The following is a 24395-nucleotide window of genomic DNA, read 5'->3' as shown; positions in this document are numbered from 1 at the left end:
GCTTAAACAAGTCAAAGTCAGCTGTCTGCGAGAGGAAGGCCGTTGCCCAGCCGGCGATCTCTGGCGGCACATCACCGGCGTACTGGCGATCGAGCTCGTGCCACGGGCCTGCGGGAGGGTGCTGGTCTCGTTGCCGCTCGCGAAGTACGAGCAGGGCCGAGCAAGCATGGAGGGCCGTATGGCAGGTGACCTTCGGCTTCGCCGGCCGAGCGGGCGGGCACGGATGACCCGCTGGCCACCGTTGTTGACCGCTGCTGACCCCTGCTTCCGGAACGGCTGTGGCACGGCGATCTCTTCGTCCCCAACCAGTGTCTGACGCACAGTCGCGGCTGCCGACGGCTGTGGTCGGGTAGTCGTGACCCGGGCTGGCCGACGAGGCGAGGACGGTTCGGGGGGCTGGTCTGAACGCCCGTGAACGGGGCTGAAGGAGACGGGTACTGAGACGGGCCGGGCCGTGTTCGCCCGGGCGTCACACCTCGTCAGTGGCGGAAGCGGGCCGCAGTGCCGTCGACGTGGATGAGGAAGTCTTCGATCGGTGCGGTGCCGTCCAGAGGTACGAGGGACACGTCACGCTGATCACCGGTGGCTCGACCGGAATCGGCGCCGCCACCGCCCGCGCCCTACTCAAGCAGGGCCACCACGTGGCCGTCACCGGACGTGATGCGGACAAGCCGGCCGCCTTCGCGGCTTCGGCCGGAGCAGGCGAGCGGCTACCGACGATCACCGGGGACACCAGCGACGAACACGATGTCGCTGCCGCCGTGCGCCGCGCGGTGGACACATGGGGCCGACGGGACAACGTGATCGCCACGCCGGTTTCTCACTGCCCGGTAACCTGGAGAGCCACGGCCCCGAGGACACGCGTGCCATGGTCCTGACAAACGTTCTGGGCCCGGCCCTACTGGTGCGGGAGACGCTGCCGCACCTGCGGGAATCCAAGGGCCGGATCGTGATCACCGGTTCGGTCGCCGGGGTTCGCAACACACCCGGCAACCTGTACTCGGTCACCAATTGGGCCCCGCACGCGCCGGCCGAGAACACGCGGCTGCTCGTGGGCAAGGACGGGGTCGGCGTGACGGTCGTCGCCCCCGGTGTGGTGGACACCCGTTTTAGGACAAGCGCGGCGGCACCCCCGAGACGGCGCCGGCAATGACGGCCGAGCAGATCGCGGACACGATCGTCTTCGCCGTCAACCAGCCCGCGGGCGTGGACATCAACCACATCACCATGCGGACCACGGGGCAGCTCGGCTGACACCGTTCTCTCAGCACGGTACCGCGCGGAGGGCATCACCTTCTGGTCCGTAGCTCCAGGTGGACGGGGCATTGAGCGTTTCGTACTGGCTGCAGTGAGTGTTTCGAGAGCCGCTATTTGACACTGAAGGTCGCTGAGGTTGCTGTACCTCGCTGCTGTACAGCCGTGGGTCTCCGAGTGAGTTGCTGGTAGCTCACGAGTACTACGAGCACAGCGAGCAGAGCTCCTGAAGTGATGGTCGTTCCTACACCCATTCCCCCTTGTAGGACGGGCTTTTCGACGGCGTTCTCCGCGACAGCCCCGAGGGGGCGGGTCAGCACGTAGGCCGACCAGAACAGCACTGTGCCGGAGATCGGGGTGAAGTAATGTGCGGCGAGGATCAGCAGCATCGCCGCAGACAGCAGGAGCGCGCTGTCCCGGAAGCCGATGCCCAGACCATCGGAAAGGAAGTCACCGCTGGAGGTGCCCAGCGTGTTGGACACCAGGGTCGCGGTCCAATACAGAACCTCGCCCTTGGTAGTGGCGATCCGTTCCACATCCATGGTTTGCCCGGTCGCTCGCCACCCGATCAGCACGAGCACCAGCAGGGTGGTCAGCACGGCCGCGCCGCCGGCGTAGCCCAGCCCGGCAGTGCGGTTCATGTAGTCCGACATGGCGGTGCCCACGATGCTGGTCGTCAGGATCACCGACCAGAACACCACTGGCTGGAACCGGTCGCTCTTCAACTGCATGGCCAGGGTGAGCGCGAAGGTCACCAGGAAAATGAGTGCGCTGGCGGCGTAGCCGAGATTCAGGGGCGCCATCGACACGAAGTTCGATACCGACTCGCCCAGCGTGGTTGCCACGATCTTGATCGTCCAGAAGAGCACGCCGACCATCGGCAACTTGCTCACAGGGACCTTGCTCACGTGAAGCTCCTATCCACAGCCGGATTCACGTGCTGACCATGCGGATCCCACGGTGACCGGAGGCGACAGATACAACGGGGTGTGCCGTGCGGACGGCCGCGCACACCCCCACGCAGAAACAGGCGTGAGTCAAGGCTCGCTCGCTGCACGCACCTCGGCCAGGCGGTCGGGCCGAACGGAGCATCCGTTGTTCTTCACAGCCGATCACGGTCACGATCCCCCGGAGTGGGCACGCAGCCCTCTGGCCCCCCGGAGTACGGCGGCCCCCGAGGACCGGGCCCGGCCGCCGGCCCCTGAGCCGTCCGCTACGCCTGCACGGGCCACGGTGGCAGCGGGGGAGTCACTCGCCGCCGTACGGCCCACGCGGCGATCCCGAAGCCGAGCCCGGCGAGCGCGAGGAGCAGCCCGAGCAGCGCGGCCACCCCGAGCAGAACCGGAACCGTGTAGTCATCGATCACCCGGCCCCGCACGGCGGTGGCTGGCACCGTGCCGCCGTGGTCCCAGGTGAAGAAGCGGGAGTCCCGCGCGTTCACGCGGTGATCACCGAGCAAGAACAGCCGCCCGTCGGGCACCGTCACGTCGTACGGGCGGTGCATCCCGTCGGCGACGCCGTCCTTCACGTACGGCTCGTCGAGCGGCCGGCCGTCGACGGTGATCCGCTCCCGAGGGGTACCCAGCCCCGTGCAGCACGAGACGTGATCGCCGCCCACAGCGATGACGCGCTGCATGACGCTCTCGTTGAACTGGTAACGCTCCGGCGCCATGTACAGCACCACATCGCCCCGCCGGACATCGTCCCCACCGACCCGCTCGTACACGATCCGCTGGCCGATGGTGTACGTGGGCGCCATGCTGTCGCTCGACACTGTGGCGGTGGAGTAGCTGGCCACCGAGAACACGACGGACCCGACGAGCAGCACCAGCCCCAAGGTCCCCAGAAGCCAGGCCGTTATCGTCAGCCCTCGCCGCTTGCGCATCACAGTACCCTCCCCCGCGGGGCTCTCCCGCGCGCGTCGAGGCTAGCGGTTTCTCCCGTGCACGCCCGCCCGTGGACGGCAGCATCGGTTCCTGCGCCCATGACCTTGATGCGAGGCTCGTCCATGGCCCGCACGGTATCTCGATCACCGCCCCGCGCTACGAGCTGGGGACGAGGGCGGACCCGTTGAACCTGTGGCGTCATCCCCATCAGGTCGATCGCAACGGCTCGTAGTCCGGGCCGTAGGAGTTCTCACTCAGCGGCGAAAGTCTTGGTCATCACGCAGACGAGCAGCTTGCTCTCGTAGAGAGGCCACGGTTGCGGCGGTCTCCGCCCGCAGACGAGCGGCCTGCCGACGCAGCGCTTCCAGAGATGCAGCCGTCTCTTCCTCGAGCCGATCAGCAAGCGCTTCTAGAACCTCTGGCATCGGTGTCTCGGCAACCTCGGCACCATCAGGCTGCATACCCGCGCTCCCTCCCCTTGGGTGACCTCGCGGAACCATACCGTCGATCTCCCTCGCCAGGCTTGGGGGAAACACTTGCCGACGGACTGCATGCCTGAAGGATGACGACCAGGGCCCGTCGTTTGGATCATCTGGTCCACCTCGCAGCCATCCTGATCTGGACGCGACTACGGAACGCCGACGACTCGTGCTCGCTTCAGGGAATGCCTGACTCTCCGACGGCGAGGGAACCCCGCCCTGCCCGTGCCTTCCTCAGGCCCGGCATCACGACGGATCGCCGGGGACGGCGGACAAGAGGCTGTGCAGGATCGGACCGGCTGAACCACCACCCGTGACACCCTGCTCGACGACGCACGCCACGGCGACATTGCCGCGCCGTGCGACGAGCCAGCCGTTGTTGGGCCGGCCGTCGGCGACCTCCGCGGTGCCCGTCTTCGCGCCGATGCCACCGGGCAGATCGGCCAGCACGCGCGCCGTTCCGTCGGTCACGGTGGCCCGCATCAGCGCGCGCAGTCGGGTCACCACGGACGACGGGAGCGGCTTCGTCGAGGTCGTTTCCTTCCCGCCGGGGACGATCGTCGGCTGATGGAACCGGCCGGACGCTGCGGTCGCCGTGACGGACGCCATGATCAGTGGGTTCGCCTGGATCCGACCCTGCCCGATCATCGAAGCGGCCTTCTCCGTCTCGTCCTTGGGCACCGGCACCGAGCCGTCGTACGACGGGATCCCCACGTGCCACTCCTGGCCGACCCCGAAGTACTCCCGTGCCACATCGCCGAGTTCGGCGTCGCCGAGCTTGTCGCGCAGGCCGATGAAGGCGGTGTTGCAGGACTCGGTGAAGGCCTTCCGGAAGGTGGCGCCCGGGAACTCGGATGTCTCGACGTTGTGGAACGACTTGCCGACGGTCAGGTACTTGGGGCAGTCCACGACGTCGTCGGGCGCGACGGCACCCTTGAGCAGCAGCGCGCTGCTCGTCACGATCTTCCAGGTGGAGCCGGGAGCATACGTACCGGAGACCGCCCGATTGAAGCCGGTGGCGGGGGAGTTGGCCATCGCGAGGATCTCGCCGTTGTCGACCCTCAGGGCGACGAGCGAGGCGTTCTTGCCGCCGGTCGTGTCGGCCAGGGCCTTGTCCGCCGCCGCCTGCCAGGTGGCGTCGAGTGTCGTGGTTACCGGTTTGTCGGACGGCTGCCCGTCCTTCTTCCCGAAGGTGGCCTCCGTGCGCTCGACTTCGCCGGTGGCCCGGTCGACGAGCCGGATCGCGCCGTGCGGCCCGGAGCCGCCCCTGGCGAACTGGGTCAGCACGGGCCGCAACGACGGATGGGCATCGCCCGTCAGGGACGTCCCGTTCCGGTCGATGACCTTCGGCAGGGGAGTGTCCTCACGCTCCAGGCGGAACTTGGCGGTGTCGCTGAGATGCGGATGGACGAGCGACAGGGACCAGTCGACCTTCCAGGACCCGTTCTCCTGTTCCCGCACGGGGAGCTCGGACCGGTAGGTCCAGGTGCCCAGCCCCGTGACGGGCATCTTCGCCGTGAAGGCGACCCGGACCGTGCCGTCGTCCTCCGTCGTGGCCCGCGCGGCGGTGAGCTCCGGTTTGCTGATGTCGAGACCGGCGGTGAAGCTGCGCAGCACCTTCTGAGCCCTCGCGGGACTCGTGGTGCGGGAGCCCGCGCTGTCGAGCCGGCCGCCTGCCCAGTCCGCGAGGAACGCCTGGGCCTGAGCGACGGCCGCGGGATCGGGGGCGTCGTCGCGCTCGAAGGGGCCGAGCCCGGCGGCGTACGCGCTGCCCACGGCGACGGCCGTCAGGACGGTCACGGCGACGCCCGCCCGGAGTCCGGGGCGACGGCCTCGGTGGCGGCGGGTGGTGGTGTGCCCGAAGACGGCGTCGGGAGGTGAGGAAGGGTGTGTCATGCCGTGAGGAGAGCAATCGGCCCAGGTCTCTGTCCAAGTTGGATATCGATGGGCTATCGATCGAAATCACATATGATCGCTGATCGTGGACCTGATTCGGCACCTGGAGTGCTTTGTGACTGTTGCAGAAGAGTCACACTTCGGGCGGGCCGCAGCCCGCCTCGGGATGGCCCAGCCGCCCCTGTCGCAGCGCATCCAGCGGCTGGAGCGGGAACTGGAGGTGCGGCTCTTCGACCGGACCAGCCGTCAGGTGGCCATCACCAAGGCAGGTCTGCTGCTGCTTCCCGAGGCGCGTGAACTGCTCGCCCGGTCGGAGGCGCTGCGAGCGGCCGCGCGCCGGATCAGAGACGGCGAGAGCGGGCTGCTGCGGGCCGGGCTGCCGCCCGACATCGCGGGCGACACCGTCGCCGCGCTCCTCACGGGGTTCCAGGACCGGCGGTCCGGCGTGGAGCTGGAACTGCACGAACTGTCCACCACCGATCAGCTCGCCCGCTTCGCCGCACACGAACTCGACGTCGGACTCATCAACCACCCCTGCGACGTGACCGGCCTCGAACTCGGCCCGGTGCTACGGCGCGACCTCGGCGTTCTGCTGCCACGCGACGCCGAGGTGGCCGGATACGCCGAGGTGCCGCTCTCCTCGCTCGCCGGATTCGACCTGATCCTCTTCCCGCGGGCCAGCGCCCCCGTGCTCTACGACGACCTGCTCACCACCTGTGCCCGCGGCGGCTACACGCCGCCCGCAGTCCGGCACGGCCAGGGCGCCAGCTTTGTGCGCGGCCTCGTGCTCTCCGCCGGTGCCGTCGCCTTCAGCTCGCGCGACGCACAGGCCGCCGAACCCGACGCCGACCTGGTATGGCGCCCCCTCGCGGGTGCCCCGCTGGCCTGGCGGCACTCCGTCGCCTGGCCGCGCGGGCACGGCGACACCGCCGTACGGGCCTTCGCCGACGCGGCCACGCACGCGCTGCGCACCACCGCCGGCGCCCGCCCCGACACCCCCACGCGCCCGATGCACCTGCGCCCGGCAGCGGAGTACTGGCTGTGACCCATACCGTGAACGTGCCCGACGCTCCCGACCGCATCCGCGCGGCTTTCGCCGATGCCGGAGTCACCGGGCGGCTCCATGCCCTCGACATCGATTCCGCCGCACAACTCGGCGTCGACGCCGACCAGTTGGTCTGCACCGCGAGTGTCCACAAACTGTGCCTGCTGGTCGCGCTGCACGACCGGGCTGCGACCGGCGACCTCGATCTCACGGAGCCGGTCGAATGCTCGCCGGACGGCCGCACCCCGGGGCCCACCGGGCTCGCCGCGATGCTGGACGCCACCCGGCTGTCACTGCGTGACCTCGCGTACCTGATGATGGCCGTCAGTGACAACGCCGCGGCCGATCTGCTCCTGGCCCGAGTCGGTCTCGACGCCGTCAACCGCACAACGGCCCGCCTCGGCCTCGAAACGACACGGGCCGTGCACACCTTCGGCGCCATGCTCGCCAGCATCAAGGAGGACGCAGGACCCGCCGGTGTCCAGGCGCTGGCCGACCCGCACGTCGTCGCGCGGCTGCGCGCACTCGATCCGGCCCGCACCAACCACAGCACCCCGCGGGACATGACCCGGCTGCTGCGTGCCGTCTGGCGCGACGAGGCGTGCCCTCCCGAACACGGCGCCGCCATCAGGCGGGTGATGGCCCTTCAGGTATGGCCGCACCGCCTGGCCTCCGGGTTCCCGTTCGACGACGTGCACGTCGCGGGGAAGACTGGATCGCTGCCGACGCTGCGCAACGAGGTGGGAGTCGTCGAGTACCCCGACGGCGGCCGTTACGCCGTCGCCGTCTTCACCCGAACCGCCCGCACCGCGGCTACGCTTCCCGCGGCCGACGCCGTCATCGGCACGGCCGCCCGCATCGCCGTGGACGCACTGCACAACCGAAAGCGTGATGTGCCGCCGAGCGCACGCTGACGGGGTTGCAACGGTGACGGTCCCGAGGAAGACGTAGGCTCGCTTGGAACTGCGACGCCGCGTACGAGCACGACCTCGACAACGCACGCAGGCGAGCGGCACAGACAGACCCCACCACGACAACGACGCGGTGAAGGCCGTGGCGGACGCCGCGAATGAAGCCTGCACGAGCTGCCGCCGTCACGAAACCTTGGCCAAGCCACGGCCGCGGTTGACGGCTCCGCAGAGTTCGAGCGACAAGCTCGCCGTCCGCTGCGAGCCCGCCGTGCAGCCACGGCCTAGGCGAGCTTGAGAAGCAGTTCACTGAGTTCGTCCGGCATGGTGATCATGCAGTCGTGGCCGGTCGGCAACTCCCAGACCCGCGCGGCAGTGCCGTTGGGTTGGATCGGGGGGACAGGGCGACGGGTGACCCCCGCCGGCATGGCGCCGACATTGTGGATGTGCGTGCGCGGGATCGCGTTCACGGCTGGGTTGTCCAGCCGCACCGGCTGCCGCAGACAGCGCACCGGCTGGTCCGAGAGCATTCCGTGCAGCCAGGCAACGTCGGCCGGGTCTGTGACGCCGAACAGGCCGAAGGGCGCGGGCTGCTCGGGCATCGGCGGCACGCGCCAGCCGCTCTCGGACTTCTCGGCGAGCTCGATCAGTTGCCGTGTCACGGGTTGGACGTCGACCGCGGACTCGCCGTCCTCGGGGACCATCGCGTCGAGGTAGACCAGGTGCGCGATGCGTTCCGGAATCCGGTTGGCGACCGAGGAGATCACCAGCCCCGCGTAGCTGTGGCCGACGAGTACTACGTCGTTGAGTTTCTGCTCGGTGATCAGTCCGACCACGTCGTCGACGTGCGTATCGAGCCCCACCTCCGGACCGAGTAGGTCTGCCTTGTCGCCATAGCCGGTCAGGGACGGCGCGAACACCCGGTGCCCGGCAGCCTCCAGCAGCGGCACCACCCGCTCCCAGCACCGTCCGCTGTGCCAAGCGCCGTGTACCAGCAGAAATATGGACATGAGTGAATCGATCTTCCTTCGCAGAAGCAGAAGAGCACGGGCCACGCACATGCCGACGATTCGCGGCTCTGGTGGTTACCTTTCGTGCCTCGGTACTGTTTGAGTACCGAAAGCATGCTGGTGCACAGGACGCACCGCAGGCAATAAGGCACTTTTCGGTGCCCCGGTTCTCTGGAGGTAACCATGGACGCGGCACACGGCGATCCGCGGCTCGCGACGCGGCCCAGTGACGCGTGCCGGACCCGGGTGGTGCTCGACATCGTCGGGGACAAGTGGTCGCTGCTGGTCGTGCGCAATCTCAGGAACGGGCCGCGCCGTTTCACCGAGCTCAAGAAGGCCATCGACGGAATCAGCCAGCGCATGCTCACCGTGACGCTGCGCAGTCTGGAGCGGGACGGAATCCTCACCCGCACCGTCCACGAGGTGATGCCGCCGCATGTCAGCTACGAGCTCACGGAGATGGGCGTCACCCTGCGCGAGGCCACCGCGCCCCTCCTCGAATGGAGCGTCGCGCACCTCACCCGGATCGACGATGCCCGCGCCGCCTATGACGCCCGCACGAACACACCAGTGGCCCCGTAGCGGACGCGGACGGCGAGTCGATCGTCACCCGGCAGTCCCCCGTTGATGCGGGCGCGTCCGGCGCGGACCGGTACGCCATGGCGACGCTGGCCGCGTCCGTCCTGGGTTCTTCGTGAACGTCATGCCTCTGAAGCCCTCAATTTCGAAGTGTGTCAGGAGGATTGACGCCGCTGCTGTATGAGGGGTTAATTCCTTGGTGCCGTGCAATGGGAGCGCTCCCATAGCTGTCATGAACGCACACGGCCACCCCACGTATCCGAGGAGCCGCCCGCATGACCGCACGCGACCGTGCCGGAAGCACCGGAACACCCGCCAGAACCAGCGGAGCCCCCCGTCCGCTCACCGCAGCCGCAGTCGCAGTCGCGCTGGCCACCACCGCGTTCGCCGCTGCTCCCGCGCAGGCAGCGGCGCCGGCGCACTCGGCGCCGCCGGCCACCCTGTACACCCCGCCCGCGAACCCGGACGCCAACCAGCAGATCCGGGACGTGGTCCGGCACCGGCAGTTCAAGGACGCGGCGGGCGTACTGGCGATGACGCTGACGCGGCAGGCCGTGTGGTACGGCGACGGCACGCCCGACGAGGTGCGGGCGTCGGTGCACAATACGGTCGCGGACGCGGCCCAGCTGAAGCTGGGCACCAACGTCACCGCCCTCGCCATTGTCCTCGTGGCCGGCGAAGCGCTCACGCAGGGGCGCAGCGAAACCTGGGCGAGGCGGCACCATGACCCGCGCACCGGGAGCCCCCACCGAGCAGGACGACGGGGCACGATGAGCCGGGCCGCCCGCGGCCCGCCCGTCGCCGGTCCTCGCCGAGCTCGTGGCCCGGCCGAACGGCTCATGACCCGTGCTGGATCATCCTGGTAGGCGGGTGACGTGCGCACTGCCGGGCGTGCCAGGTGTGCACAGCGTGGTCATGCGGATGGTGACGCCGGATGCGAGGGCTGGCCGAGCCACGCGAGGGCCGCAGCGGTCAGCGCGGTGACACCGTTGGTGAGGGTGGGCTGCATGACGGGCGCGAAGAACGGAGAGTGGTTCTGCGGGATGTCGCGGTTCCTGGTACCCGCGGCGTCGGCCTTCGCGTAGACGTCGGGATCGATGCCTCCGAGCAGCCAGTAGCACACCGGAGCGTTCGCACTGGTGCCGAAGACGCCGACGTCCTCACTGCCGGAGGAGGCACCCGGATCGGTCAGCCTGTCGTGGCCGATCACGTCACCGATGGCGGCCAGGGTGCGGGCGCACGCGTCCTCGTCGTTGAACATCAGCGGAAAGGTGTGCATGGTGCCGATCTCAGGATCCCGTTGCGCCCCGGCTGCCTCCGCCTCACCGCGTACGATCCGCTCCACCGCGCCCAGGACGGCTGCCCGAACGTGCGGGGTGTAGGTGCGGATGTTGAGCTGCAGTTCGGCCTCGTCCGGAATGACGTTGTCTCTGGAGCCCGCCCGCAGGGCGCCGACGGTGACCACGGCCCGGTCCATGGAGGCGATCTCGCGGGAGACCACGGTCTGCAGCCGCATCACGGTGGAGGCCGCCATCACCACCGGGTCGATCGCCGCTTCCGGCATCGATGCGTGGGCCCCGCGCCCGAACATGCGCACCTTGAGGGCGTCGGTGGCGGCGAAGGCCAGACCGGGGTGGCAGGCCACGGTGCCGGCCGGGATCGACATCACATGCTGACCGAGGACGACGTCGGGCGTGCCGAAGCGGGCGTAGAGGTCGTCGTCGACCATGGCCTGGGCACCCTGGCCGAGTTCCTCAGCGGGCTGGAACACGGCCAGGACGGTGCCCCACCACTTGTCGCGGGCGCCGGCGAGGAGAGCCATGGTGCCCAGCAGACACGTGGCGTGCACATCGTGGCCGCAGGCGTGCATCACACCCTCGTTCGTCGAGGCGTAGGGCAGTCCGGTCCGCTCGGTGACGGGCAACGCGTCGAAGTCGGCGCGCAGCAGCACGGTCGGGCCCTGGCCGTTCACCAGCTTGGCCACAACGCCGGTCTGCCCGACCCCCTCGGTGACCTCGTAACCCAGCTCCCGCGCACGGCGGAAGACTTCGGCGGCCGTGCGATGCTCCTCGAAGGACAGTTCGGGATGGGCGTGCAGGTCCTGGTAGAGAGCTTCCAGGTTCTGGATCAGGTCGGCGTCCAGACCGGCCAGGACCCGCTGAGCCGTGTCGTGTGAGGTCATGGCGAGACACCCTTCAGACCTTGCATTCCCGGGTGAATTCGGTGTTCCGGCCCCGCATCCGACCGGACCGTACGCTTCCCGCCTCGCGTGCGCCGGGGCGGTCGCCACGGGCCGTAGACACCAGCGCAGCGGCAGACCGCGTCGGCCTCGCCGATACCGCGGTCACCGCACCGGGGCCGGGAGAGACCCGGCCTGCCGACTCCGGCAGTGGAGTTTCGAACCAGCCGCACCGGTCGTCACCACATATCCATCGTCGCCCATACCGGAAAATCGGCTCGAGCCAGGTGACGACGGACACCCACTTCTGCCCGGGCGGCGGCAGGCGCGACCTGGTCGGTCCAAGTCATGACAAAGCTCTGTCTCGGGGCCGTGGTCGAGGTCTGGGCAGTCGTGGTCGGGGTGGTGTCGGCTCAGGTGTTTCATCCAGATGGATGGGGTTACTTGGGGGTGTTTCGCTGGTCGCGTCCGCGTCTTCGGATGCCGTGCGGGTGCGGCCGCCCGGGCTGGAGAGATGAGCCAGGGGATAGGCAAGGGAGCTGGTCAGGGTGAGTGTGGTGGCAGCGCATGGCGGGGGCGGGGGAGGTACCAGTGGTCTGTACGACGTACTGGAGCTGGTTCTCGACCGAGGGTTGGTGATCGACGCGTTCGTGCGGGTCTCCCTGGTCGGAATCGAAATCTTGAAGATCGATGTGCGGGTCGTGGTGGCGAGCGTGGACACCTATCTGCGGTTCGCCGAGGCGTGCAACCGCATGGACCTGGAGGCGGGGCCGCACAAGCCGGCCGGACTGCCGGAGATCCTCGGCGGCCGGCTCACCGGTTCCAGCAGTCAGGCCAAGACGAAGGGGGCCCTGTCCGGCGCTGCCCAGGCCATCTCCGATGCCTTCCAGCAGGCGCGGGACGAGCACCGCGAGAGGGAAACCGCACGCCCGCGCCGGGATGAGGAACGATGAGCACCTACGTCCACGGCATCGACCACCGCTAGCACCTTTCGCGCGCCGGCCTCGTGCGGCTCTCGATGCGTACCTCGGCCCTGTTGCGCACGCCACGGGAGGGTGATCAGCAGTCGCTGGGCAACGGCCGGACGGGCTCGGCGCAGCCCGCTCAGGCGGCGCGGCGATCTCGTCGAAGCATGGGTCGTGCTCGTCCCGCGGCTGCTTGCCGTCGTGGGCGGTGTGTCGGCAGGCGCGGTGGCCGCCGGGGTGGTGTCCTCGGACGTCGGGCGGCAGCGAGCTGCACCGCAGGAAGCCCCGGCTGTGGTGATCAAGCGAGTGGCGGACCAGGGACCTGCCCGGGCAGTGGCGCCCGGGCAGGCCTGGGCGCCACCACGCGCTGAACGCATCCGGCGCCGGGCTTTCCCGGCGAGGATCGCGTGCTGAGCGACGAGCCGGTCAGCCCGCCGGAGACGTCCGTGACGGGGAGGCCGCGGCTTCTTGGGTGGCGGCCCAGGAGGCGAGGAGGCGCAGGCCCTCTTCGGAAGGGGAGCCGGGTTCGGCGGTGTAGATGGTGAGAGTGAGGCCGGGTTCCGCGGCCATGTCCAGGCCCTCGAAGGCGAGGGTGAGTTCACCGACGGCCGAGTGGTGGAAGCGCTTGGTGCCGGTGCCGTGGTGGCGGACGTTGTGTGCGCCCCAGCGGGTGCGGAACTCGTCGCTGCGAGTGGACAGTTCACCGACCAGGTCGTGCAGGTCCTTGTCGTGCGGGTTGCGGCCGGCTTCGGTGCGCAGGATGGCGACGGCGACGTCGGCGAAGGTGTCCCAGTCGGGGTAGAAGCGGCGCGAGGCGGGGTCGAGGAAGTTGAAGCGGGCGAGGTTCGCCTGGTTGTGGGGCGTGGCGTAGACGTCGGTGTAGAAGGCGCGGGCGAGCGGGTTGGCGGCGACGATGTCCATGCGGCCGTTGCGGACGAAGGCGGGTCCGGCGGTGATGGCGTCCAGGGTCCATTGCAGGCTGCGGTGCGGTGTCCATTGCCGGGTGGCGCGGCGCCGGGGGCGGGCGAGGGAGTCGGAGCCGTCGGCGGCCTGGGCCAGATTCAGCAGATGGGCGCGCTCGGCGTCGTCGAGCCGGAGGGCACGGGCGACCGCTTCGAGGACGGCGGGCGAGACGCCGGCGAGGTTGCCGCGTTCGAGCTTGGCGTAGTACTCCACGCTCATGTCGGCGAGCGCGGCCACCTCGCTCCTGCGCAGGCCGGGCACACGCCGCCTGTTGCCGGGCGGCAGCCCCGCCTGCTCCGGGGTGATCTTCGCGCGCCGCGAGGTGAGGAACTCGCGGACCTCTTCACGGTTGTCCACCCCTCGACCGTACGTCCCGCACGCGGCCGTAGGGATGTACTGCCGGTACACCCCTTGAGCGTGACTCGCTGCGCGTACGGAGAGCCGGTTGTCTGGAGGACGTAGCGCCTCCGTCCGGCCGTGAACGCGGCCGGTGAGGAGCCCGCACCCGGCTCACGGGCGGCTCGCCGCCTGTGCCCGGCCCGGACCCGCACTCGGCGCCGCCGGTACACCCCGGCAGCGCACGCCTCAGCACGTAAGGAACCCGTCATGCGCGGAGCAGTGATCCACGCCCCCGGCGACATCCGCTTCGAGAACCTGGACGACCCGAAGATCCTCCATCCGGCCGACGCGATCATCCGGACGGCCGTCACCTGTGTGTGCGGCTCGGACCTGTGGCCCTATCGGGGCCTGGAGCCGATCGGCGAGGCGCACCCGATGGGGCACGAATACGTAGGCTTCGTGGAGGAGGTCGGCAGCGAGGTCACTGCGGTCAGGCGCGGCCAGTTCGTGATCGGCTCGTTCGCGACCTCGGACAACACCTGCGCCAACTGCCGCAACGGTTTTCAGTCCAACTGCCTGCATCGCGAGTTCATGAGCACCTGCCAGGCCGACTACGTGCGCATCCCCAACGCACAGGGCACCCTGGTCGCCACCGGCGAGACGCCCGGGGAGCAGTTCTGGCCCGGCCTGCTCGCCGTCTCCGACGTCATGGGCACCGGCTGGTGGGCCGCCGACGCCGCCGAGGTCAAGCCGGGCTCCACCGCCGTGGTCGTCGGTGACGGAGCCGTGGGCCTGTGCGGTGTGATCGCGGCGAAGGAGATGGGCGCCGGGCGGATCATCGTCATGAGCCGCCACGAACCCCGCCAGAAGCTCGCCCGGGAGTTCGGCGCCACCGACATCGTCACCGAGCGCGGCGAAGAGGGCGTGGCCCGGATCAAGGACCTCACCGGCGGGATCGGCGCCGACGCGGTGCTGGAGTGCGTGGGCACCGCCCAGGCCATGCAGCAGGCTCTCCGTTCGGCCCGGCCCGGCGGCAACGTCGGCTTCGTCGGCGTCCCCCACGACGTGGCGGTCGACGGCCAGGAGCTGTTCTTCTCCCACGTCGGCCTGCGTGGCGGCCCCGCCCCCGTGCGCCGCTACCTGCCCGACCTGATCGACCGAGTCCTGACCGGCCGGATCGACCCGGGCAGGGTCTTCGACCTCACCTTGCCCCTGGAACAGGTCGCCGAGGGCTACCAGGCGATGGACGAGCGCCGCGCCATCAAGACCCTCCTCACCCCCTGACCCCACCCCGCCCGGGCGCCGGCACTGCGCCGAGCCGCTGCCCGACCGTCCCACCGGACGACGCCCGTGATCTCCGTACCTCTCCGGGCCCTGGCCCGGGCGGCCCCGGCAGCCGCTCTGCTGGCCCTGACCGCCTGCTCCAACGGCTCCCCGGAGGCCGCTTCGCCGTCCGGGCTCTCCTCGTCGGCGTCGCCGGGACGGCAGCAGGAGACAGCGGCACCCACCACCCCGCCCGGCTCCGACAGGAACACCTCCATGGACATTCGTGTCACCCTCGACGGCCGGCCCGTCGACGCCACCTTGAACAACAGCCCCGCCGCCCGCGACCTCGTCACTCTGCTCCTGCTCACCCTGGACCTGGACGACTTCCACGGGACGGAGCGGATCGGCTGTCCGCCGCGCAAGCTGAACACCTCCGGCGCTCCCGAACCGACCGCGGCCAAGGCGGGCGACCTCGCCTACTACGCGCCCTGGGGCAACCTCGCCCTCTTCCACCGCGGCGGCCCGTCCGCATCGGCCGACCTACTCGTCCTCGGCCAGATCCACGCCGGCCCCGACCAGCTGGCCGGGGCCGGCCGCATCACCCTCGAAGCCGCCGCTTGACCTCGTCCACCACGCATGCATCTGGGCGAGCATGAAGCACGAACTGCGCCACATGCGCGCCCAGGGCAGCGGCGCCATCGTCAACTGCTCCTCGCTCGGCGGACTCGTCGGCATCCCCGGTCGCGCCTCCTACCACTCCTCCAAGCACGGCGTGATCGGCCTGACCACCAGCGCCGCCCTCGAATACGCCCCTCGCGGCATCCGCGTCAACGCCATCTGCCCCGGCACCATCGACACCCCCATGGTCCGCGACATGATTGCCAAGGGGGAACTCGACCGCGCCGAGGCCGAAGCCAACCAGCCCATCGACCGGCTCGGCACGGCCGGGGAGATCGCCCAGGCCGTCCTGTGGCTGTGCAGCGCCGGCTTCGTCATCGGCGTCGCCCTCCCCGTCGACGGCGGCTACGTCGCCCGATGACGGCCTTCACCGCCCCGTCCCGCCCCCGACCGGTGAACCCCTGATCTGCCCCCCGTGCTCCGCTGACGTCCTCCCGATGGCGCAGCACGGGGAGTGCGCGGCGAACCTGGACCGGCGGACAAGGGGCGATGACCGGGTTCAGGCCCCTGCGGTCTCCTTGCGGAGGCAGTGGAGGAAGAGGTGGGGCTCGGGCACGGCGTCCGGGTGAGACGGGGTGAACAGGAAGCTCTCCTCGGACACGACGGACAGGCCGGCCCCGGTGACCATCGCGGCGAAGCCCTCGGCCGCGAAGCTCGTCACCCGTACCTTCTGGCCCATGAAGACACCCTCGACGTCCTCCACGTCCAGGGGCACCGTGGCGACGGCCAGGCTGCCGCCGGGCTTCAGCGCCTGTACGAGCCGGCGCAGGAGCCGAGACTGGTCGTCACGCGACATCTGCAGGAGCGAGAAATACACGCAGATCGCGTCGAACGAGGCATCGGTCAGGGGGACTTCACGGATGTCGGCACACCGGAAGCAAGCCCCGGGCACCTGCCGGGTGGCGAGTTCCACCATGACCGGGGAGACGTCGACGCCCAGCACCTCGTGCCCCGCGGCGACGAGGGTCTGCGCCGTGGGCCGGCCCGTTCCGCTGCCCACGTCGAGCACCCGACTGCCGGGCGCGAGTCGGCCGAGAAGCCACTCGAGTGACGACCGGTGCGCGGCCGACCCGGCGAACGCCTTCTCGTAGTCGGCTCCCAGAGCGTCGAACACCGCCGCGGCCCGCGAACCACCCTGCTCGTCCATCAAGAGGCCTCCCTCTCTTGCCGATTGACGCTTCAGCGCATCGTGCCATCCGGGAGGTGGCCCCACAACGTGTTCTGAAGCGCCCCGGCGAGCAGGTCGAAGATGCTGTCGGCCGAGCGGGCGACGAACCGAATACCAGCCGCCGTCGCTGCGCACAGGCGAGCGCCGCTACCGTCGTCGGTGCGAGCCGCGGCCGTCCTCGTCAAGACGGCACGAGTCTCAGCCCCGGAGCGGCGGCCGTGATCCGCTCGGGCGCCGGTCCGGATCCCGGCGCACGCCCGAGGGAGCGGAGGCGCGGGCGCCACTCCCTCGGGCGTGCGCCTCACCTCTTGGTTCTCGCCATCCGCACCAGTTCGAGATAGTGATCCCAGTCCCAGTTGGCTCCGGGGTCGGTGTGGGTGGCGCTGGACACCTCGTGGTGACCCAGGATGTGGGTACGGTCCAGTGGAATCGCATGGCGCGCGCACACGGCCGCGGTGAGCGCCGCGGACGAGGCGTACATCTCCTCGGTGAACCAGGCGGTGGAATTGACCCAGCCCTCGTGTGTGATGCCGATGCTGTGGTCGTCGTAGCCGGGATCACCGGCGTGCCAGGCGATGTCCTTCTCCCGGACGCACTGGCCGATGTGGCCGTCAGCCGAGCGGACCAGATAGTGGGCCGAGGTTCTCCGGCCGGGGTTCTGGAAGACGGCGACGGCGTCGTCGAAGTGCTCCTGCGTGACATGGACGACCACGTAGTCGATCGGATGGCTGCGAGGGCGCCGTGCGGTGCGGTAGTTGGCGGGGTCCGCGGGCAGCCACTGCGCGCCCGGGTGGTCGACGACCGCGGGGGAGGGGCCGGCGCCGGCCGCGGAAGCGGTTCCGGCGCCGGCTGCGGTGGTGGCCGCCGTGGCCAGGGTGACGGCGGCGGCACCGCGCAGGACCGTACGGCGTGACGGGGAAGGTTGCCCGTTGCCGTCGCTGTGGCGGATCGGTCCGGTCATGCTCCGTCCTCCTCCGAGGTCCGGTACCAGTTGTGCGGGGCGAGCTTGGCGTTGTACTGCCCTTTCGGCAGGTCGTCGGTGAGCCGGACCGACCATCGTTGCAGTCGCTGCATGAGATCGGCCTTGATCTTGCGCAGGCTCGGATCATCCCAGCGGTTGTCCAGCTCCATCGGATCCTTGTCGAGGTCGTACAGCTCACCGGCGTCGGCGACATGCTCGTAGAGCTTGTAGTGGTCGTGCCGGATCATCCGCGACGAGCCGCTCTGGGTCACGCTGTTCAGCTCGTCGTACCTGGTGCCTTCGTAGGGGAAGTGCAGCGGCGGCCGGGCGTCGTCGGGATAGGGCAGGCCGCCGTAGCCGCGCTCGGTGACGATGTCGGCGAACTCCGCGGCCGGGTACTCGGCGCCGGTGAGTATCTGCCACAGGCTGCGGCCCTGGACACCCAGGGGGATGGGACGGCCGATCGCCTCGCACACGGTGGGAAGGATGTCGGCGATCGAGACGAAGTCCTTCTTGTTGTCCTGGGCCGCGACGCCGCAGCCGTGCACGATCATGGGGATGTGGGCCAGGACCTCGGGGATGCCGGCGCCCTTGCGTTGCAGGCCGTATTCGGCGGTGTAGTCGCCGTGGTCGGCAAGGAAGATGAGCAGAGTGTTGTCCCACAGCCCCTGCTCCTTCAGGTGGTCGACGAGCCGGCGCCACTGGTCGTCGATGAGGCGGAGCATGCCGCAGTAGGTGGCGAGGTAGCGGCGCCACATTTTGTCGTAGCCGGGGCGCTTCTCCTCCACCAGGTCGCGTAGCCACTTGTAGGCGCCGCCCTTGGCCTCCGCGGCCGCGGGGCCGCAGAGCCGGTTGGGGATCTCGTCCTCGGCGAACATCGAGAAGTACGGTTCCGACACCTGGTACGGGTTGTGCGGCTCGGGCGTGGAGACAAAGGCGAAGAACGGCTTGTCGGGGTCCCGGGCGTCTATCTGCTGGATGGCGTCGGAGACGATCCGGTGCGGGTACTGGAGCTCCACCGGGAACGGGGTGGGTTCAGTCGTCGGGCCCATGTCGATGGAGATCAGATAGTCGGTGAAGGCGCGCTGCTCGTCGGTGGTGTCCGGTGCCATCGTGTGCCCGTACGCGGAGAAGGCGTCGTAGTCCGCCGCCTTGTTTCGGTACATGTGCGTCTTGCCGGCGTAGAACAACTGGTAGCCGGCGCCGCGCAGCACATCGAGCAGGTCGTCGCCGCGCGACACCAGCTGCGGGCCGGTGTTGGAGTTCTGCCGTATGCGGTGGGTGCTGGGCCATCTGCCGGTGAGCAGGCTGGTGCGCGCCGGGACGCAGGCCGGGGCGGTGGTGTACGCCCGACGGAAGCGGGTGCCCTGGGTGGCGATGGAGTCGAGAAAGGGCATCGTGTCGAGGTCGAAGCCCATGCCCGCGGTGAAGTCGGCGCGGAGCTGATCGGACATTGCGAACACGATGTTCGGAGCGGTCGGGCAGGTCACAGTGTCCCCTTCCAGTAGGAGAACGCGATCGGGGCAGTCGGGTGGGGACGCGGATCAAGCAGCCGGTGCGATGCGTGGGTTGACGCACCGCACGGGGAGATCACGTCGCCTTCGGTCTTCACTCGCTGATGGCATGGCCTCGGCTCGGGCGCCGGACGTACAGGCGGTTGCCCTGCGGGCCGGTCCACTCCAGGCGGACGACGCCGGGCACCGCGGCGTCGGCGATGCGCGCCGGGTCGGCCCAGTAGCCGAAGTTCGGGTTGCGGAAGAAGGTCGCCCACAGCCGGCCGCCGGCGTCCGCGAAGATGTTGTTGTGGCCGGCGCCCACGCCCAGGGTCCAGCGGCGGGAGTACGGGCCCTCGAAGCGGTCGGCGACGGCGGCGATCGCGTCGTAGTGGTATTGCGTCCGGCCGGGGGCGGCCGTGTCGTAGGCATAGCGGATGCTGCCGTCCCCGGCCGTCGAGGTGCGGTCCCACGCGGCGTGCACCAGGTAGTACTTGCCGCCGTGCTTGAAGACGGACGCGCCCTCCAGGTAGGGCTCAGGGGCGTAGGGCTGCTGCTGGAACGCCGGGAGGTGTGTCGTCGGGACGATGTCCTCCATGTCGTCCCGGAACCGGGCGTACACGTTGTTGTGCAGCACCAGCCAGGCGTCGTCGCCCTCGGTGTACATGCCCCCGTCGATGTGAAAACGCGCCCCGGGATCGATGTACGGCGCGTCGGGGAGCGCATCGCCGAAGGGCTTGTCGAGGTTGCCCTCGGCGAGCCGGTACGGTCCCTCGACGCCGCCCTCGCTCACCAGCAGGAACGAGCCGACCTTGTGCGCGCGATCGCCCATGCACGCGACGATGTACCAGGTGCCCCGGAAGTAGTGCACCTCCGGCGCCCAGACGTTGCCCCGCTTGCCGAACCGGTCGTCGTACCAGTACTCCTGCCACGGCGCGACGACCGTGCGCCCGGGCCGGTTCTCGCCGGCGAACTCCGGCGACCAGACCTTGCCCTTCTCGGCGCCGGGCCGGATGCCGGTCGTGTCGGCCAAGCGCCACGGGCCGCGCAGAGAGGCGGCCGTCCACAGGAAGATCCCGTCGTTCCAGGGGCCGGCCGTGTCGAGGCCGGGTACGCGGGTGGTGCCGGTGGCGACGTAGAGCGGGCGGCGGCCCGCGACCCTGAAGCAGTTGACGTAGGCGTCGCGCATCCAGACCCGGCCGAGCTCCTCGTCGCGCGGGCGCAGCTCGAGCGGCAGGACGAAGGAGTTGTCCTCCCGTGGCCAGAGGTCCATGCGGGTGTCCGCGAGACCGTATGGCTCGAGGTCGGGCCAGTTCGACGGGTGACGCCCACTCGCCGTGCCGTCCGCGGCTGCGGCCCGCGCCGCCGCGCCCAGCGATCCGAACGCACCGGCGAGGCCGGCCGCACCGGCCGTCCTGGCCGCCCCGGCCAGCAGCGCCCGTCGGCCGATGGGCGACCCGTTCTGGGGACCGGTGTTCATCAATCACACTCTCCTTCGTCGTCCCGGATCGCCGGCATCGGCGCGCGCAGCAGCTCAACAGGAGATCTTCTGAATGCACTGAGCCCAGCATGCGAACCGTCTCCGATTTTCGTCAACAGGTCGGAGAATTAATCCGGAGCGGCCCGGATTAATTAATCCGGGCCGCTCCGGCCGATCCTTGCCGCCCTCGCTCGCAATCTCACCCGCGCTGCTCGGCGCCTTGGCCTCCGTCTTTCACGTCGGGACGCGCACCGGAACCGTCCGCCGCCACCTGATCGCCGTCCCCGCTCGCCTCGTCGCGGGTGCACGTCCCTTGACCTGGTACTTCCATGACCGCTGGCCCTGTCCGGCTGTCGGTCACCGCCCGCGCACCCGACCACCCCGACCGACATTAACCGCATTCCGGCGATGTCCGCATTCCGCGATAGACGCCCATCGGGACTTCCATTCTGCCGACGCCTTGACGGAAAAATCAGAAATCCGTTGCATGAGCTCGGAGGGCGACTTCGGTCGTTCCTGCGCTCGCTGCGCCGCAGGCGCGGGTTCTTCGATGCGGAAGGAATACTCATGGGATTGCGAGGAAGACTGGCACGGTTAGCCGCGACGGCGTTGTCAGCCGGCGTGTTGCTGGCCGGCGGAGTCTCGGCCGTCGCACCGGCCAACGCGATGACCGCCCACGGCGCCGGATCGCCGTCCGCCGCGACCTACACCAACCCGGTGACCGCCGGAGTGGTGGACACGTTCCCGGATCCGACGATGATCCGCGGCAAGGACGGCTCGTGGTACGCATACGGAACGACGAACCCGATCTTCAACAGCGCGGGTGAGGAGGGCGAACACATCCTCCCCGTACTCCGCTCCGAGAACATGGTCGACTGGAAGTACGTGGGCGATGTCGTCTCGCCGGACGCGATTCCTGCCTTCTGGCAGAGCAACTCGCGCGCCTGGGCGCCGGACATCCGCTATGTCGACGGTCAGTACTACCTGACGTATGCGCTCTCGACCGGGGGCATCGCGCTGGCAACGGCGCCGACGCCGACAGGTCCGTGGACTCAGCACGGTCTCCTCGTCCCGAGCGCCGCGGTGGCCGGCTGCCCGACGGGGAACATCGACCAGGCGTTGTTCACGGACACCGACGGAACCCACTACCTCTATTGGGGTAGCTACGACGTCATCTGCGTCTCGAGGACGAACGCCGATGCGACCGCACTCACGGGCCCCGTCACCCAGGTCGCCCAGGGGCGGCGCATGGAAGGCGCGTTCGTCGCCAAGCATGGCGACTTCTACTACCTCATGTACTCCGACGGCGGTTGCTGCGACGGAGCGTTCAGCGGCTACACCGTCAAGGTGGGGCGTAGTCGCAGCCCCTCCGGCCCGTTCGAGGACGATGAGGGAACCGACCTGATGAGCCTCTCGAGCAAGGGTGGCTTCGTTCTCGCCCCGAACGGCAACGGGTTCACGGGCGTGGGGCACAACGCGGTCCAGACGGATCTGTCGGGCCAGGACTGGATCGTCTATCACGGGATCTCGAACGCAGACCCCGACTTCCCTCCGGTGCAGTCGCGCGCGGGCGAACTGAAGCTCTCCAAGCGCCCGATGCTGATCGATCGGCTGGACTGGATCGACGGCTGGCCAGTGGCCAACGCGGGCGCTGGCGCAAGCGTCTTTGGAGCAGCGGCCCCTGTGACGACCGGACCCGTCGACGACAGCTTCGCCTCGGGGCTCGGCGCCTGGGTGTCCCGAGGACCGGCCGTCGTCGGCGACGAGACGGACGCCGGGCGTTTCGCACGTCTGGGCGATGGGGCCACGCTCACGAGCAAGGTCCGTGTCGAGGGGGATCTGCGCGCACAGGCGGACGTGCGGACATCGGCGGGTGGCACCGTCGGGCTCCGTGCCGGCGTCAACGGGCGCAACGGCGCCGTTGCGTGGCTCGACTCCCAGGCCGGCGAGCTCCGCGTCGAAGTCACGCACGGTGACACGACCGTCCGCTCGGCCGCTCCGCTGCCGGCGACGTTCGACGCGAGCAGCTGGAAGGTGCTGACGCTCGACTGGGTCGGCGATCACGTCACGGCGTCGGTGTCGGAGGACGGTCTCATCGATCCGCTGGCGGTGACGACGGCGACGGCACCCGGGAGGGCGACTCCGAGCGGCGCGATCGCGGTGAGCGCGCGTCGCGGTGGCGACGTCGACAACGTGAGCGCCGCCCCCGCGGCTCGGCGAGTCACCGAACGCGTTCCCGATCCGGTGCCGGGCAGGCTGCTCACGGGATACTCCGACGAGTTCGAAGGGACCGGCATGCCGGGAACGGGTGACTCGGCGTGGTCGTGGGTGCGGCAGCCCGCGACGGGCCCGCGGCTGGAGGACGGCCGGCTGGTGTGGCCCACCCAGGCCGCTGAGCTGTACACGGGCAGCGACACAGCCTCGGTGCTGCTCCGGGACGCTCCCCGATCGGACTACCTCGTCGAGACGAAGCTCGGCTTCGACGGTACCCGGGCCTCTCAGCAGGCCGGCCTGGTTCTCTACCAGAACGACGACCGGTACCTGAAGCTGGCGCACTCCGTTCTGCCGCTCAACCGCAAGGCCGGCCAGCTTCTGCACCAGACGGAGTTCGGGAAGGAAGCAGAGCGCCCGACGGCCACTCCGCCAGTCGCCGTGGCCAACGGCCCGATGTTCGGGGCAGCCCCTGCGGAGACGACCTGGCTGCGGTTGTACGTCCAGCATGACGTCGCGCACGACGAGTACGACGTGCGCATGGCATCGAGCACCGACGGCGAACACTGGGAGTGGGGCGGTACCTGGTCGCTGTCCGACCAGGGTGACCTGCGCATCGGCCTCGTGTCCATGAACACCGCCGGAGCCACCGCCAAGTTCGACTACGTGCACACCTACGACATGGCGCAGGGTGCTGGAACCCGAGCTGCTGGAGGTGGGACGAACAGCTGACGCGCAGTCCGACCGCGGGGTGGGGTGCCCCGGGCTCACTGCGCTCCGGTCCGGCGGGCCGGAGCGCGCCCACCCCCGGTCTTTTCACCGGTGTGAAAAGACCGGGGGCCACCTTCATTCGGGCCACTCGGGCTTGCGCTTCTCCAGAAAGGAGGCGATGCCTTCGCGCGCTGCGGGGGACTGGGACGAGACGGCCATGACTTCACAGGCGATCTCGTAGGCGTCGGTCTCCGGGCGGTCCAGCTGAGCGTAGAGGGCCTCTTTGCCCAGCGCCTTGCTGGCCGGGCTGCCGCGGGTGGCGCGGGCGAGCAGTTCTTCGGTGGCCGCGTCCAGCTCCCGGTCGGGGACCGCTCGATTGATCAGTCCCCAGTCGGCGGCGGTACGGGCGTCGATCACGTCGCCGGTGAGGGCCATCTCCATGAGCCTTTTGCGCCCGATCGAGCGGGCCACCGGAACGGCGGGCGTATGGCAGAACCAGCCGCCCTTGCCCCCGGGGAGGGCGAATCCGGCGGACTCTCCGGCCACCGCCAGGTCGCAGGTCGCCACCAGTTGGCATCCGGCGGCCACGGCCAGTGCGTGCACCCTGGCAACCACGACCTGCGGCACAGAGTGGATCAGTCGCATCACCTTGGTGCACAGCTCGAGCAGTCCGCGGATGTCGTCGGTGTCCGCGGCCAGCACGTCGGCGAAGTCGTGCCCGGAGCAGAACACCGGGCCGTTCGCTGCCAGCACGATGCCGGTGGCCGAGGAGTCAGCCACCTCGGTCAGGGCTTTGTGCAGGTCCTGGAGCATGCTCCAGTTCAGGGCGTTTCTGCGCTCGGGATGATCCAGGGTGACCCAGGTGAATTGTCCTCGAGCCGCCACAGTGAGGTGCTCGTACGAGGCCATGACCCCACCGTACGC

The 24395-nt window shown here is 69.6% G+C and carries 19 protein-coding genes and 3 pseudogenes; 11 read left to right on the top strand and 11 right to left on the bottom strand.

Going from position 1 to position 24395, the window contains the following annotated elements; all coding sequences use genetic code 11:
• Positions 1-512: 512 nt before the first annotated feature.
• Positions 513-1254: pseudogene (locus BZY54_RS55270) on the top strand (SDR family oxidoreductase).
• A gap of 113 nt (positions 1255-1367) precedes the next feature.
• Here the strand turns inward: BZY54_RS55270 and BZY54_RS02955 are convergent.
• The 3 genes from BZY54_RS02955 to BZY54_RS02945 all read right to left on the bottom strand — a co-directional run bounded on the left by BZY54_RS02955 (position 1368) and on the right by BZY54_RS02945 (position 5515).
• The gene (locus BZY54_RS02955) at positions 1368-2162 is read right to left on the bottom strand and encodes a COG4705 family protein (protein ID WP_208640527.1); all 795 of its coding nucleotides are present in this window, start codon (positions 2160-2162) and stop codon (positions 1368-1370) included.
• 305 nt (positions 2163-2467) lie between these two features.
• Positions 2468-3139, bottom strand: a complete 672-nt coding sequence (lepB, locus tag BZY54_RS02950; RefSeq protein WP_086722838.1) for a signal peptidase I — start codon at positions 3137-3139, stop codon at positions 2468-2470.
• A 726-nt stretch (positions 3140-3865) separates the two neighbouring features.
• Positions 3866-5515 (bottom strand): penicillin-binding transpeptidase domain-containing protein, encoded by a 1650-nt coding sequence (locus BZY54_RS02945; protein ID WP_086722837.1) that lies wholly within the window; start codon positions 5513-5515, stop codon positions 3866-3868.
• Positions 5516-5630: 115 nt separating this feature from the next.
• Here BZY54_RS02945 and BZY54_RS02940 point away from each other — a divergent pair, with 115 nt between their 5' ends.
• Positions 5631-6560, top strand: a complete 930-nt coding sequence (locus BZY54_RS02940; protein ID WP_244216925.1) for a LysR family transcriptional regulator — start codon at positions 5631-5633, stop codon at positions 6558-6560.
• A 14-nt stretch (positions 6561-6574) separates the two neighbouring features.
• Positions 6575-7474 carry a serine hydrolase gene (locus tag BZY54_RS02935; protein ID WP_086722895.1) on the top strand — a complete coding sequence of 300 codons (900 nt, stop codon included), beginning with the start codon at positions 6575-6577 and terminating at the stop codon, positions 7472-7474.
• A 278-nt stretch (positions 7475-7752) separates the two neighbouring features.
• Here BZY54_RS02935 and BZY54_RS02930 read toward each other — a convergent pair whose 3' ends face one another.
• Entirely contained in the window at positions 7753-8478 is a 726-nt protein-coding gene (locus BZY54_RS02930; protein WP_086722833.1) for an alpha/beta fold hydrolase, read from the bottom strand.
• Positions 8479-8661: 183 nt separating this feature from the next.
• Between BZY54_RS02930 and BZY54_RS02925 the strand changes: the two genes are divergently transcribed.
• Positions 8662-9060, top strand: coding sequence for a winged helix-turn-helix transcriptional regulator (locus tag BZY54_RS02925; protein ID WP_086722831.1), 399 nt, complete (start codon positions 8662-8664; stop codon positions 9058-9060).
• Between the two features lie 272 nt (positions 9061-9332).
• Positions 9333-9923 (top strand): hypothetical protein, encoded by a 591-nt coding sequence (locus tag BZY54_RS52080; protein WP_208640526.1) that lies wholly within the window; start codon positions 9333-9335, stop codon positions 9921-9923.
• A 47-nt stretch (positions 9924-9970) separates the two neighbouring features.
• On the opposite strand, the gene BZY54_RS02915 is transcribed toward BZY54_RS52080, so the two are convergent.
• Complete coding sequence (locus tag BZY54_RS02915) at positions 9971-11239, bottom strand: amidohydrolase (protein ID WP_086722829.1); 1269 nt, start codon at positions 11237-11239, stop codon at positions 9971-9973.
• A 545-nt stretch (positions 11240-11784) separates the two neighbouring features.
• Here BZY54_RS02915 and BZY54_RS02910 point away from each other — a divergent pair.
• Positions 11785-12189, top strand: coding sequence for a gas vesicle structural protein GvpA (locus tag BZY54_RS02910; RefSeq protein ID WP_086722828.1), 405 nt, complete (start codon positions 11785-11787; stop codon positions 12187-12189).
• Positions 12190-12627: 438 nt separating this feature from the next.
• On the opposite strand, the gene BZY54_RS02900 is transcribed toward BZY54_RS02910, so the two are convergent.
• On the bottom strand, positions 12628-13521 hold the full coding sequence (locus BZY54_RS02900; protein WP_086722825.1) for a helix-turn-helix transcriptional regulator: 894 nt from the start codon (positions 13519-13521) through the stop codon (positions 12628-12630).
• Positions 13522-13770: 249 nt separating this feature from the next.
• Here BZY54_RS02900 and BZY54_RS02895 point away from each other — a divergent pair, with 249 nt between their 5' ends.
• The 3 genes and pseudogenes from BZY54_RS02895 to BZY54_RS02885 form a co-directional block, all read left to right on the top strand.
• Positions 13771-14787: a zinc-dependent alcohol dehydrogenase family protein gene (locus tag BZY54_RS02895; protein ID WP_086722823.1), complete on the top strand. Its 1017-nt coding sequence runs from the start codon at positions 13771-13773 to the stop codon at positions 14785-14787.
• A gap of 66 nt (positions 14788-14853) precedes the next feature.
• On the top strand, positions 14854-15390 hold the full coding sequence (locus BZY54_RS02890; protein WP_086722821.1) for a cyclophilin-like fold protein: 537 nt from the start codon (positions 14854-14856) through the stop codon (positions 15388-15390).
• A gap of 19 nt (positions 15391-15409) precedes the next feature.
• A pseudogene (locus BZY54_RS02885) lies at positions 15410-15808 on the top strand (SDR family oxidoreductase); the annotation flags it as partial.
• Positions 15809-15946: 138 nt separating this feature from the next.
• On the opposite strand, the gene BZY54_RS02880 reads toward BZY54_RS02885, so the two are convergent.
• From BZY54_RS02880 to BZY54_RS02865, 4 genes are all read right to left on the bottom strand, one after another.
• A complete protein-coding gene (locus BZY54_RS02880; RefSeq protein ID WP_086722818.1) occupies positions 15947-16594 on the bottom strand; it encodes a class I SAM-dependent methyltransferase in 648 nt (215 codons plus the stop codon).
• A 322-nt stretch (positions 16595-16916) separates the two neighbouring features.
• Positions 16917-17576: an N-acetylmuramoyl-L-alanine amidase gene (locus tag BZY54_RS02875; RefSeq protein WP_086722817.1), complete on the bottom strand. Its 660-nt coding sequence runs from the start codon at positions 17574-17576 to the stop codon at positions 16917-16919.
• Complete coding sequence (locus tag BZY54_RS02870) at positions 17573-19066, bottom strand: sulfatase-like hydrolase/transferase (RefSeq protein WP_086722816.1); 1494 nt, start codon at positions 19064-19066, stop codon at positions 17573-17575. The genes BZY54_RS02875 and BZY54_RS02870 overlap by 4 nt, the downstream gene beginning before the upstream one ends.
• Before the next feature lie 118 nt (positions 19067-19184).
• Positions 19185-20549, bottom strand: a complete 1365-nt coding sequence (locus BZY54_RS02865) for a family 43 glycosylhydrolase (protein WP_086722814.1) — start codon at positions 20547-20549, stop codon at positions 19185-19187.
• Positions 20550-20726: 177 nt separating this feature from the next.
• Here BZY54_RS02865 and BZY54_RS55265 point away from each other — a divergent pair.
• Both BZY54_RS55265 and BZY54_RS02860 read left to right on the top strand, forming a co-directional pair.
• Positions 20727-20922 (top strand): annotated as a pseudogene (locus tag BZY54_RS55265) (IS1380 family transposase); the annotation flags it as partial.
• 194 nt (positions 20923-21116) lie between these two features.
• On the top strand, positions 21117-23492 hold the full coding sequence (locus BZY54_RS02860; RefSeq protein WP_244216923.1) for a family 43 glycosylhydrolase: 2376 nt from the start codon (positions 21117-21119) through the stop codon (positions 23490-23492).
• Positions 23493-23606: 114 nt separating this feature from the next.
• On the opposite strand, the gene BZY54_RS02855 is transcribed toward BZY54_RS02860, so the two are convergent.
• Positions 23607-24380: an enoyl-CoA hydratase-related protein gene (locus BZY54_RS02855; protein WP_086722812.1), complete on the bottom strand. Its 774-nt coding sequence runs from the start codon at positions 24378-24380 to the stop codon at positions 23607-23609.
• Positions 24381-24395 lie beyond the last annotated feature (15 nt).

It is taken from the genome of Streptomyces carpinensis (assembly GCF_002154505.1).
GTDB lineage: Bacteria > Actinomycetota > Actinomycetes > Streptomycetales > Streptomycetaceae > Streptomyces > Streptomyces carpinensis.
This window is presented reverse-complemented; position numbering and strand designations above follow the sequence as displayed.